5 protein-coding genes are annotated in these 14334 nt (G+C 38.7%); all 5 read right to left on the bottom strand.

Annotated elements, in window-relative coordinates:
- Window positions 1-186: 186 nt before the first annotated feature.
- Window positions 187-6618, bottom strand: coding sequence for an InlB B-repeat-containing protein (locus tag LKE05_RS07700; protein WP_308456441.1), 6432 nt, complete (start codon window positions 6616-6618; stop codon window positions 187-189).
- A gap of 207 nt (window positions 6619-6825) precedes the next feature.
- Window positions 6826-9678 carry an alpha-mannosidase gene (locus tag LKE05_RS07695; protein WP_147514791.1) on the bottom strand — a complete coding sequence of 951 codons (2853 nt, stop codon included), beginning with the start codon at window positions 9676-9678 and terminating at the stop codon, window positions 6826-6828.
- On the bottom strand, window positions 9679-10668 hold the full coding sequence (locus LKE05_RS07690) for an HAD family hydrolase (RefSeq protein ID WP_147514792.1): 990 nt from the start codon (window positions 10666-10668) through the stop codon (window positions 9679-9681). It lies immediately after the preceding gene.
- On the bottom strand, window positions 10668-13085 hold the full coding sequence (locus tag LKE05_RS07685) for a glycoside hydrolase family 94 protein (RefSeq protein ID WP_147514793.1): 2418 nt from the start codon (window positions 13083-13085) through the stop codon (window positions 10668-10670). Before LKE05_RS07685 ends, LKE05_RS07690 begins: the two co-directional genes overlap by 1 nt.
- 11 nt (window positions 13086-13096) lie before the next feature.
- A complete protein-coding gene (locus LKE05_RS07680; protein WP_147514794.1) occupies window positions 13097-14200 on the bottom strand; it encodes a glycoside hydrolase family 88 protein in 1104 nt (367 codons plus the stop codon).
- Window positions 14201-14334: the final 134 nt, after the last annotated feature.

Genomic DNA, 14334 nt, shown 5'->3' with positions numbered 1-14334 from the left:
AGAAAAACCACTCTGATTTGGTATAATATTTGCACGTTTTTAATTTATTTTATAATAAATAACCAACAGAACATACAAACGACACAAAATTCCATTTAGTTTGACATGGGTAACGTTTTTTAAGATAAGAATTTACAGTCGGTTATATGTTCTGTTTATAAATTAATATTTAGATGTTTTGTTATATTATTTATCCATCTTCAGCGAATTACAACGTGGCATCATTCCATTTAAGTCATTCCACATAAATACTTTTGCATAAGAATAGTCCTCCGGTTCTTCCACTGTCTTTGATATATCATCACCTTTTTCAATAGCTCCTATTTCGGCTATTGACGTCTTAATCAAGACAGAATTATTGTTTAATGTTTTATAAAATGCAACTATTACAACGCTTGAGCTATCATCTGTGTCTGTACGCTTTCTTACGCTTACATTCCCTTTTTCATAGCTGTTTATCTTATATACAGCCATATCTTTTTCCGACCATTTTGCATATAAAACCATATCACCAACGGAACCTTTGGCAATAGCTGCAACTGCATTTTCAAATGCAGCATCTGTATACCATCCCTCGAAGTTATATCCATCCTTTGTCGGAACCGGCAATGTTATCGTATCTGTTTCAATAGTATACGATACAGGAGCATTTTCGGCATTTATTCCGCCATTAAGCTCATATGTAATCTTATATTCATTTATTGACCATTGTGCAATAAATGTAATAGCACCGCTTATATCATTTGGGACTGTATATGTGTCATTCTGTGTACCATATTTATAAACCGTGTCATCAGTGCCTGTCTTCCAGCCTTCAAATGTATATCCTAATTTTTTGGGTTCTTGATTAGGAATTTTAATTATCGATGTTTCCGCAATATTATATTGGGTGTTATCAGTAGGAATTGTTTCCTCATCCGCTCCTACCGCAGAGTATATAACTACAAAATTACCCACTTCTGTATACTGAGCATAAATTGTAAGCTCTGTATTATTTCCGAACAGTGCAAGCATATTTGAAGCGGTATTAAGATTATCCATCGTAATTACAGTTCCTTTTGTCGGTGCATCAAACCAGCCCTTGAAGTTATATCCTTGTTTTTCCGGATTGTCATTCGGTAAAACGGGTAAATTTTCAACACTGCCGTATATAGTCGTTGTTGTACCTGTACCCTCTTGCAAATCCAGATTAATTGTATACTGTATCGGACGTACATTCACTGTTATCGTAACATTTTTACCTGGCATTATGAATGTATAGCTGCCATTTTCTTCTGTAATAGTGTTTAAATTTTCTCCGTCAGCAGTACACAAAACATTTTCCAACGTATATCCCTTAGGAAGCGTAACCGTAAATGAAACTTCATCATTTTCATATGCCTTTTCTGCCACATTTATCGTACCTTGTACTATATCTGACGGAATTGTTCCCGTTGATACAAAGCTTGCGGTAATACTTCCTGACGCTATTTCATCCCATTTTGCATATAATATTTTATTTCCCGTCGTGCCTTGTTCGATTATTTCTATCTTGTTTTGGTATTCAACATCAGTGTACCAACCGCCAAATGTATATCCCTTTCTTGTACCGGGAGCGGCAAGAGTTATTGCCTCAGTTTCAACCGTATAGTTTGACGGATTGGTGTTTGTTGCATCATTAAGTCCCTCGTAAGTTATCGTATAATTTAACAGAGTCCAGTGTGCATATAATGTGACTGTTGCTTCGTTTCTAAAGATGTCAGACAGATTGTCTTTTGTTATCCCATTAACCTGACTGCCATTGTTTTCTTCAGTGTACCAGCCGTCAAATTTGTATCCGGCTTTTGTTGGTATAGGAAGTTCAATACCATTATCAGGGATATTTTCTTCCTCAAAATCCTCAACCATTACTTCACTTCCGCCGCACGCATTAAGTGTGACAGAATACACCTGTGAATTCGGAGCTACTTTGTATGTACCATCGCCGTTATCAATAACTCTGTATGTTTCCGTGTCGGTAACATAGTTTGTCGGGTCAAATGAATATGTTCCGCCGGAAATAGTGATGACCGTTGTTGTGTTAGCGGGCTTTGTCGCACCAATAGTAGATTTAAACGTTCCGCCCGTGATATTTATTACCGGCACTGTTTCTGTAGTGGCTTCATCACCATCAAGAATACTGTAACCGTTATTCTCTGCGGTATTTTCAAAAGTGCCTCCGTTTATTGTAAGAGTTCCGGAAAAGCCCTTTACAGTGTTAATCGCACCTCTTTTACTAACAGAATTCTTAAAAGTTCCGCCATTTATTGTAATTTCGCTTGAACCCGAGAAGGTAATACTGCTCATATTCCCGTTATAATTGAATATTCCACTATTTATCACCGCGGTACCATTGGCAACTGACAGAGCATAGCCCTTATATTCAGAATCATCATTTATAACGGTATTTTCAATATTTATAGTACCGTTTGAAAGGTTTACCGCATAGCTATTTCCGTTAATTACAGAATCTTTTAAATGAAGTATTGAACCCGTACCGCTTAACATTATCGCTTGACTCATTGCCTCAACTTTTGCTCCGTCAATGGTAAGAACTGCATCTTTTACTGCAAATTTTATACCATAAGAAGTTGATGTATTAACATTCTTGATTGTGCCTTTTGTTGTACCTGTATCAACAACTGTAAGGTTATACATTGCTTCTATGACCGTTGAGCCGCCTCCACTCAATGTATGTCCATTAAGGTCAAGACGCATTGCACACTTTGTCTTTATACTTGATGTTCCCAAATCAATATCTGCACCCAACTTTACATAATCATCAGACGCTGTAAGAGTGTTAATTTCCTCAATACTCGATACAATTTTTGCTACCGGCTCCGGTGTCGGTTCCGGTGTTGGTTCCACTCCTTTTTCCGTCACAACATACTTGCCTTCGGCAACCTTTGTGATACTATATATATCTGTATCTATACAATTTGGATACAGCACAGTCGGGTCTGCGGCAAACTGCCCACCTTTTATAGATATTTCAGTTGCTGATGAGTTTGTTGGCTTTGTTTTTCCTATTGCCGATTTGAATGTTCCATCATTAATATTTATTACCGGTGACGCTATAATCTCACTTGTTTCTGCGTCTATAGACTGATAGCCCTCATTGCTATCGAGGATACTGTACCCTCCGGCATTTGTATTCTCAAAAACACCTCCATTAATCGTAACAGTACCTACAAATTGTTTATCTGTAACTATAGCACCTCTTCCACTGTTTGGATTTGTGAATGTGCCGCCATTAATTGTCAACTCACTTGAACGTGCTACAAGAAGAGTGTTTGTGGTTCCGTTATAGCCAAATGTTCCGTCATCTATAATGGCAATACCGCCCTGCAAATAAAGTGCGTAGCCTTTATAATCCGCTTTATTATTTATAAGAGCATTATCAATATTAATCTCACCGCCGTTCGTTCCTACGTTTATGGCATAGCTGCCCCCGTTAATTACTGCGTCCTTTATATTGCACTTTCGTCCTGCAACATTAATCAATATCGCTTGACCTCCCGCATCAATTTCTGCACCGTCAATATTTATTGTCGCTGCTTCTGTTGTACCTCTTATTCCATAAGAGGTTTGCGTTGTACCTGTATTTATAATGGCACCTTTGGTGCTTCCTGTGTCAACAATCGTTATTTCGTGTCTTGGGTCCACTACGAACGGTCCCGAAGATGTCAATGTATGACCGTTAAGGTCAAGATGTGTCACACTTTTTGTCGTAAAGCCTGTTGTGCCAAGGTCTATATCTGCTCCAAGAATTATATTTCCCTCAGTGCTTGTAATCGCTGCAAGCTGCTCTGCCGTTGTAACAGTTACAGGGTCCGGTAGCGGAGTAGGCGTCGGTTCAGGAGTTGGAGTTGGTAAGCCCCATTCTATATCACCTTTTATGCTTGTATGAGTTATATTATCAATCATGAATGAACCTTCCCCACTGTTTTCAGCAGAAGAAAATATAAAACCTCTTACGCGTGCACAATCAAGATTGCTTCCTCCATCAAGTATCTTAAACTCATCAAACGGAACTCGAAATTGTTTCCACTCCGTCGTCAAAGTGAATTCCTTAGTGTCTGTATAAGTAGTCATCGCACTTGCTGCGTCAATCACCCCAACATTTATCTTTTCATTCTTGCCGCTTGTAGATTTTCCATAAAACACAAAGTCTGTCATATATTCCATATCAGTTTTTAAAGTAGCACGGTTAGCAGTACGCTCATCGTCATTTACATTTCCTTTAAAGAAATCATTCGGTGAATAAACCACCTTTGCCTTTGACGGTATGTTTCCGTTTCTTGAATATTTCACCTCAAGTGCTTTTGAATCAAATCCAAGCCCTCCTTCTTCTTTAGTCGCAACGATTGTATCTCCCTCACTTCCGGATTCTGTGGATATTGCTGCCTCATATTTTGTGGTGTTCTTATTATAAGTAGCAAAATCATAAACAAATGTCTTTTCTGGATACGGAATCAGACGTTTCGGCTTTGTGTTTGAGAAGCCAATATTATCAATATAAAATTCGGCAGTTGTTCGCGTGTCTGCTGAAATCTGAACATACGTTATATCTTCAGGGTATTCAACATTACCTTCTAAACTGTATATATATTGATGCCAATCAGTATCGTCCTCTGCCATATTTACAGTAATATATGCCAGTCCACTTAAACTTACTGTCAGCTTCTGTGCAATACCATTACATTTGATATCAATGGTAAAATACTTGGCATTCATAGACGGAACAGTATTAAGGTCAAATTTTGCTCTGCAACCCTCAGTATCAGTTGCATCTCTTGTATATGTCACACATTTTGTTTTTGTTGTCTCACCATTTATGTTTAAGACATTCGCATCTGTAATTTGCATTGTTGTTCCCGTAAATTTGGAATTCCACGCCGTAGTCTGTTTTTTAAAGCCAGTCGTATCTATATCAATATAGCTTTCCTCTCCCATATCCTTATGAGGATATGTATTGGCAGTATAAACAGGTGTAGCGAGTTTTACAATTTTTACATTATCAATAGTTATAGATCCCGTATCTGCCGTAGCGGCTCCAAAATATATGCCGGAAAGAGCGGCGTCAAGCTTACCGTCAGTCTGCGGATTACCCTGTTTCACAAGCTCATTTATGCCTATTGTTACTGTTTGAACGTCTGTGTTTACATCTACAGCTTTAGTCCATACTTCCATATCAGAACCATAAAGACCTATATTTACACTTCCAGCAGTTGCTGCGGAAATATCCATTGTTATTGTCTGAATTCCATTTAAATCCCAATCAAACGGGAAATTCAGTGTTGCATACCAGTTCGCCGCCTCAGGTGTTATCGCTACATTTTCGCTTTCATCAGAATATTTAATCGAAGCCTTACCCGATGGAGCAGTATAGCTTCTGAATACATCGTCTGTGCTGAAATCTGTTGAATATACACCGTCAAGCTTTTCCGGTGCAGTGTTGTATGAAAGTAAGCGATTCTTTATATGAGTACCGTTATATGCCGTAGTCTTATAATCCCATGAATAGAGCATTTTCGGCGATGAACTCATATGCAGATTCCATGCTGTCCAGTTTACAGGAATTCCGTCATACTGATTGTCAGTATCGTCCATCCAGTTCATAATCTGATTCATCCATATATCGCTTGTGCAGTCTCCGCCCGATATGTTCTTGTCGGATGAGTCCCATCCCCATTCACCTATAATCACCGGTGCAACACGTCTTACCGGACCTATTATCGTATCCCATGCGGTTTTTGCACCCTTAACCGGATATGCGTGAGAGTCATACATAACACCATGGCCTTCCGCCGTATCTATTAGTCTATATCCATTTGGGCGTTCATTATAGCCATCAGCAAAACCGCTTATATCAAATGCCCAGTTCAGACCGCCGGCTATACAGATATTATTTGCACCTTGTTTGCGAATTTCGTTTAGAAGTTGTTGATGACCTATAGCAGTTACTTCTTCACCACCAACTATAATTTGTCCGCCATTATACCACACGTCCCATTGTTCCACTGTAGTTGGTTTTTCAACTCCTACCGGTTTTATATCATGTGGTTCATTCAAAAGACCGAAAAGTACCGCACTGTTATTGCCGTACTTAACAGCAAGTTCTTTCCACATATCAAGATCGTCTTGTTGTGGCATAACATATCTGTGACAATCAAGAATTATATACTTGCCTCTCGCCTGTGCGGCTTTAACCATATCATCAATATATTTCTGATATTGTTCCTTTGTTAAGTTTTTTTCGTCCCATATGCTGCCGTTTTTCCAATATTTAGGATTTATTGGCAGACGTATCAGATTAGCTCCCCAGCTATCATAGACCATTGTCATAGACTCAAATAGATGTTCTGCCATACCCCAGTCCATACTCGGAACATTTACACCACGAAGAACTACCATTTCATCTGTTCCCTGCTTAACTATTTTATTTCCCTTGACCTCAAGAGGCACAGAACGATTATAGTTAATTTCCGCATTTTGAGCGTCTGCTGCAGCTTCCTCATATGTCTGTGCATAAACAGGCATAATGCAAAGCGACACTGTCATTACAATAGCCGTTACAAGACTTAAGAATTTTTTCATGAATATCACCCTTTCGATTTAATTATATAAAAAGGACTGTTTTTTTGTAGGGAGAAAGAGAGAGAGAATATTGGAAGGTATCCATTGTCCAATAAATAAAACCTATTCTAAACAGTCCTTTACTATATTAACATTATAAAAGAAAAGTTCACCTCAAAAAACGAGGTAAACTTTTTCTCACTACCGATTAATTATGTTTTCGGCACATTATTCATATTTTAATGTATAAATTTGTTTTGGAGTAACTTCAACATCGCACCAGCCATTTGTATCCACTGAAAGCTCTGTCTCTGAAAGTTCCTCAAGCGTGACTTTTTTAACACTTGCCCACTTCCTATTTTCCGTACACGGAAGTTCAAACGAGTGTACCTGTCTTTCTATTGGCGATTGTTTATCTGATATCTCCGCTATGCCACCATTAAATCTAATTCTATTTTTAACTGTTTCACTTGACGGATTAAATAATCTCACCACACACCCTAAGCCGTCCTCACTGCGTTTTACGGCACTTATGTGTAGATTTTCATTTTCAAGTTCAATAAATGACTTTTCAAGAGGATTCTTGCCATGTTCTGTTGGTGCTGTCTGTCCAATTAGTATTTCCATATTAAAATCTTCAGCAGCTTTCCATACTTGAGCATCTTCCCAATCACCCTTATGAGGCATAAAAGCATATCGGAAAGTATGTTCACCAAAAGACTGTGAACCGTTCTCTATTCTCGAATAGTTCTGCTCCTCGGGAGTTACATATATGCGAAGTTCAAAGCATCGCAGCAATGACAAATACACAGTATGATTATAGTCATTATCTGCTTCATAAGCTTTTAGTCCGGTATTCAAAACCGCCACGCCTTCATTTTTATTGCATATATCAACAAACGAATTCATTGGATGCTCTGTCATCGGAATTTCATCGTATAGCGAATAATTAGGTTTCGCAATTGGACGCTTTACAACATCAAACTGTCCCTGTGCATATACAAACTCTGTATCAATATCTGTTGGAAATGAAACTTGAAGGTAATGATTAGGAACATTGTTATTAATTTTCGTTTCAAATTCAACCCATCTTGCACCTTTTCTGAGTGTTACAAGCATTTCTATTCTGTAAGGGGCGAGACGTGAGCTTCTTCTTTTGCCACCATCAACTATATTTTCGGGAATTGCCCAATTAAGAACTATTCTGTACTTCGTTTCAAACTCACCACTGTATACAAGACTTACAATCGCCTGTTCATTAATAGTTGTATATTCCTCATCAATTTCCGGAGTTTTATGCTCCCATGGGCTGCCGTTTTCGCCTGTGTCCTTAAAATATCCGATATTATCGTATTCCTTACCGGTTTCTTTTTCAGTAACCTTTAGCGTACCGTTTGAATTTATCTTAACCTTCAGATATTCATTTTCCATAGTATTTATCCCACAAAGCATATTGATCGGCGTTGCAGCTCGTGTATGATACTTAGGTACAACCTTGAGTGTTTTATAACCCATCGACGGAATATCCTTAACAAATATTCTTATCGTATGTCTTGAAACAGGCAACACATCAACTGCGTCTGCCAAGTCTTGAACAATTTGATACATAGGATTAATTGATGATATATTCTGATATGGGCATACATTACCCTCAGCATCGACAATCTCAAAGCTGTCACACTCCCACTCAAGAGGAATTTCAAGTTCACACGGAACTGTCATACTTCTTTTAAACGGAGCCGGATTGAACATTACAAGTGCCATATCATTCTTATCCCATCCCGCAAAGTCAATGTCACCGGATAAATCCATAAAAGCTCTTTCAAGCACACAGGTTGCAATCTCTTGAGACTGTCTGAACCGATAGTCTACGTCATTATATACAACATCTCTGCCACACGCACCGATTGAATCATGTCCATGATTTTGAAGCATATAGTTATATGCTTTATCAATAAACTCCTGCGGATATACCGCTCCGCATAAAGCTGCAAAAATAGCCATAGGCTCAGCATATGATGTAAGCAATCGTTCTGTTTCAAAATTCTTCTGTTTGACCTTTGTTCTCGCAGAAAGAATCCAACCAAACAGTGCACTTACACTGCCTTTTGTAAACGGATAACGCATTTCTCCTTTTAAAACTGGCGAGTTTTTATTAAAATCTCTTATTACGCTCTGCTCAAAGTCATAAACTGTGCTATGGAAAACATCGACACCTTCATAAACAGCATTAGCATCCTTTATAAGCCTTGCTTCCCTCATATCCGGTATTGATGAATCATGACCGTTTGACCAGAAGCGGTTAGGCGTTGTCCACTCATCGTCCTGTTCAGAGAGTGCCTGCTCCGTCTTTTCAGCTATATATTCGTCATGATACTCATATTTTCTATGCGAATACTGATATTCATATTCGCACCTTGCCGGGTCTGCAAAACGGAATATTCCGTCTCCCGCTCCCCATGAAACGCGACGATTATCACCATCACGTTTACCATAAAACACCGGACGTTGCATTATATACCACATATTATATCTCGGTCTTTGACCCAGCCTTGAAGCATAAATTGTCGTACCGTCAGCACCCTCCCAGTAGAACTCTGATTTCGGTGCCATGTATGTATTAAGACCTCTGTAAAATGACGCAAAATCTATTCCGAAGCCATGATATAGCTGTGGCATTTGTGATATTTGACCCCAACCGAACGGTGAATAGCCGGTCTTTGAAACCTTGCCGAATTCGTTTGCGATTTTATGTCCAAGAAGAAGATTTCTTATAAGAGACTCTCCACCTACACAAAACTCATCCGGCAAACAAAACCACGGACCAACTGCAAGTTTCCCCTCGCTTATATACTTTTTCAGAATCTCCTTTTTTTGAGGTTTTATTTCAAGATAATCTTGAATGGGGAGCGTCTGTGAGTCAAGATGAAAATGTTTGTAATCCGGCTCTTTTTCAAAAATATCAAGTAGCATATCAATTGCGGTAACAAGCATATGTCTTGTTCTTTGAGCACTGAATTTCCACTCTCTGTCCCAATGGGTATTGGATATAAAATGGCATTTTATATTTTTTCGCTCCATTTACTCTTCCTCCTCTATGTAATCAAGTATTTCTGCGAGATTATTGCAATAGCGGCTACACATAGGCATTGTTCCACTTTCTTTTATATTGCCTCCCGCAAGTCCTATTGTTGTATATCCTGCAATTCTTGCCGAACATACTCCGGCACCACTGTCCTCAATAGCGATTACGCTATTACGTTCATCAAAATTGATTCCGAGTCCAACTGCACAGGTTTCAGCATAAAGCCACGGATGAGGTTTCGGTGACAACTCACCGAGCGTTCCAACACTTCCCTTGCGGAGCGGGTATCCTGCTGAAATTATTGCATCGTAAAAATCTGTAGGCTCACCCATATCGAGAGTTCTAAAAGCCGAAAGTATTTCCGGCATTGCCTTTTCATATAATCCTGATGTTACAAGTCCTATCTTAATTCCTTTTGCTTTTATTGCGAGTAAAAATTCTTTTAATCCCTCCTGTGGAACAAAAGAATTTTTTCTGCCTCTGCCTTCCATAATTTCCTTCATTTCATGATTAACATGTTCAAAATAGAAATTCCTCGCTTTATCAAGCGACTCACCCGGGCAGTATTTATCTATACAATACTGTAAATGCTCCGATACGCTATGACCTGATACGAACGGTATATCACTATCTTCAATCTTGAAGCTTTCATCATCAAGCATACTGGCGGTTGTTTTTTCAATTATCCAAATCCAGAATTCCTCACTTCTTACCGACGTTCCATCCAAATCCATAAGCACAGCCTTGATTTTACCTTTTCTGTTCACAGAATGAAGCGGATAGTAGGCACCATAGCCAAGAACCGAGTTAACATAGGCAAGAGTCTGATTTTCGAAAGCTACAAATTCAACCTTTCCGTCTCCTGTACATAGTATATGTTTTACGCCTTCCTTACCGGAGATAAACCTTCCGTCTGTAGTGGCGGAGAGAATGCGAAATCCTGAACTGTCATCTATAATCCCCAAATCTGGTATATTGAAATTCATTACATTACCACCTCTACATTACATATTTCCGCATCAGATGAAACTGTTGTACCATTTACCACTCCGTTATCGGCTGTTATTTTAACCGTTCCCTCTCCTATGTTCTTTACAGAAATATTATATATTGTTCCTCTAAATTTTCTTGTTATCTTAAATTCAGATATACCTTTTGAAATACACGGCTCAATTATAAGTCCGTCAAAATCAGGGCGTATGCCTAAAAGATATTGTGACACCGTATAATAATTCCATGCTGCCGTGCCAGTAAGCCATGAATTTTTTGCCTCTCCGGCTCTTACCGCATCACGTCCCGCAATCATCTGCGAATATACATATGGTTCAGTTCTGTGGATTTCACTTATATCTTCAAGATATGCAGGGGCAATCTTTTTATACAGTTCAAACGCTCTTTCTCCGTTACCCATCGCTGCTTCACCAATCATTACCCATGGGTTATTATGACAGAACACTCCTGCATTTTCTTTATATCCCGGCGGATATGACGAGATTTCACCAAGTTCAAGTCGATATCTCGAATATGGCGGATAATTGAGTACAATGCCATATTCACATTCAAGATATTTTTTAACGCTGTCAAGTGCTTTTTGTGCCTTGCCATCTTCCTTACCTATTCCAGCCATTACACAGAAGCCGTTCGATTCAATAAAGATTTTACCTTCATCACATTCATTGGAACCAACCTTATTACCGTTAGCATCATAAGCTCTTATGAACCATTCACCATCATATCCGTGCTCCAATACCGCTTCAGTCATTTTTTTAATCTCATATGAAACATTTTCATACATTTCATCATTGCCGAGTGCCTTGTAAAGCCTTGCAAATTCTCTTCCGATATACACAAACATTCCTGCGATAAGCACAGACTCTGCTATTTTGCCGTCATCATCTCCCGTAATTTGAAAAGATTCATCGGGGATTTCAGAAAAGCAGTTCAAATTTAAGCAGTCGTTCCAGTCCGCACGTCCTATAAGCGGAAGTCCATGAGGACCAAGATTATTTATAACGTGTCCAAACGAACGATTAAGATGTTCTAAAAGCGTTGCCGTATTGTTTTTGTCACAGTCAAACGGCACCTGTTCGTCTAAAATACCATAATCTCCTGTTTCCTTGATATATGCCACAGTGCCTAAAATCAGCCACAGTGGGTCATCATTAAATCCACTTCCGATTTCATTGTTACCTTGCTTTGTAAGCGGTTGATACTGATGATACGCACTGCCGTCCTCAAATTGAGTTGAAGCGATATCAACAATCCTCTCTCTTGCTCTTTCGGGTATTTGATGTACAAAGCCAAGCAAATCTTGATTTGAATCTCGAAATCCCATTCCTCTGCCGATACCGCTTTCGTAATATGATGCACTTCTTGACATATTAAAGGTCACCATACACTGATACGGATTCCATATGTTTACCATACGGTTAAGCTTTTCATCATTTGACTCAAGCGTAAATACCGAAAGAAGATTATCCCAGTAAGATTTAAGCTTATCAAGTTCCGCATCACATTGTGCAGATGATTCATATCTTGCAATCATTTTCTTTGCCTTTGTCTTATTTATTACATTAAGACTTTCAAATTTCTCATCATTTTCATTCTCAATATATCCGAGAACAAATATGTATTCGCAACTTTCTCCTGCGTTAAGTGAAATATCAATCCGGTGCGATGCAATAGGATACCAGCCGGAAGCTACTGAATTTCCGCTACTACCGTTTATTACACTGTCGGGATTGTCAAGACCGTTAAAAGCACCAAGAAAAGTATCTCTATCCGTATCAAATCCACTTATTTGAGTATTTACGGAATAGAAAGCATAGTGATTCCTTCTCTCCCTATACTCTGTTTTATGATATATAGTGTTGCCATCGATTTCCACCTCACCTGTATTAAGGTTACGTTGATAGTTAAGCATATCATCTTGGGCATTCCAAAGACAGAATTCAACAAATGAAAACAGATTTATGTTTTTAGACCCACCGCTTGTATTTGTCACCTTAATTCTATGTATTTCACAGTTATCGTCCACAGGAACAAAAGCGGTCTGCTCAATGCGGATGCCATTTCGCTCACCGGTAATTTTCGTGTAACCCATACCGTGACGGCACTCATAAAAATCAAGTTCTTTTTTCATTGGCATATATGAGTGTGTCCAACAATCACCGTTATCGTTTATGTAAAAATAGCGTCCACCGTTATCCGCAGGGATATTATTGTATCGGTATCTCAGAATTCTTCTGTTCTTTGCATCCTTGTAGAAACAATAGCCGCCGGAAGTATTTGAAATTAATGAGAAAAATCCGTTTGTTCCAAGATAATTTATCCATGGAAGCGGTGTTCTCGGAGTATCTATTACATATTCTTTATTCAAATCGTCAAAATGTCCGTATTTCATATTTGTTCTCCTTACCAATAAATTTTCCAATCGCTTTTTTTCATACGCATTAGTGCTTCAAGATAGAAGTAGTCGCCCCAACTTGTACACTCCGATTTATGACCATGCTTTCTGCTATACATGCCGTCCTTTATAATTCCATTACTTTGTAGATAATCTACCGTCGTATACTTTTCCGAAAGACTTGACATCATCTTTTTCGCTATATCAAGAAATTCTTGATTGTGATAATATTTTTCCATTTCAAGAATCCCGCATGCTGCAATCGCAGCTGCTGAAGTGTCACGCGGTTCGCAGCTGCCGTCGGAGAATATTAAATCCCAATACGGTACATAATCCTCCGGAAGATGATCTATGAAATACTTTGTCACACGTTCAAACAGCGGCAGTATCGCTTCCTCATGCGTATAATGATAACATAAAGCAAGACCATATACTGCCCATGACTGTCCTCTCGCCCAACTGCTATCATCGGAAAATCCCTGGTGTGTTTCTCCCCTAAGCGGCTCATTGGTTGCCATGTCAAAGAAAAACGTATGATATGAGGACGCATCAGGTCGGATAATATTTGCGATTGATGTCTTCATATGATTATAAGCAGCATCGTAATACTTCCTGTTTCCCGTCACTTCACTCGCCCAGAATAGAAGCGGAATATTTAGCATACAGTCAACAATAAATCGATAATTTTGTGCATCATCCATAGAACCCCATGCTTGAATGAATTTACCCTTTGGCTGATAACGCTTCAAAAGCCATTCTGCCGCCTCAATTCCGTCTTGTTTCGCCTGTTCATCTTCTGTTATCTTATAATCAGCAACACTTGATAATGTAAACAAGAAGCCCATATCATGATGCTCCAGTTCAACTCGGTCAACCAACCTCTTATGAAACATTTCACTGTGATGCTTTGCCGAATTATAAAAAGCTTTATCACCTGTAAGCTCATACATAAGCCATAATATCCCCTCATAAAATCCGGTAGTCCATGAAACGTTCTCAAATTTTTTGAACACAAGATTTTCACTTTGTTCTGTAGGAAAACAATCATAGAAATAATTTAAGCTTTTTCTTACGATGCTCTCCGCATATGTAATCGCTTTATCAATATTCACTTTTTATCACTCCTCCTACTATAATAAATTTATGCGTAAATTACACGACAGTCATTCGTGTATATATCCATCTTGTTGCTTAAACTGATATAATGAAAGTGCAATTTCTGACGTATCACGCCTCGGATTTTCTG

This window comes from Hominilimicola fabiformis (genome assembly GCF_020687385.1).
Lineage (GTDB): Bacteria > Bacillota > Clostridia > UBA1381 > UBA1381 > Hominilimicola > Hominilimicola fabiformis.
The sequence above is the reverse complement of the archived record's forward strand: the minus strand, read 5'-3'. Positions and strand labels throughout refer to the sequence as shown.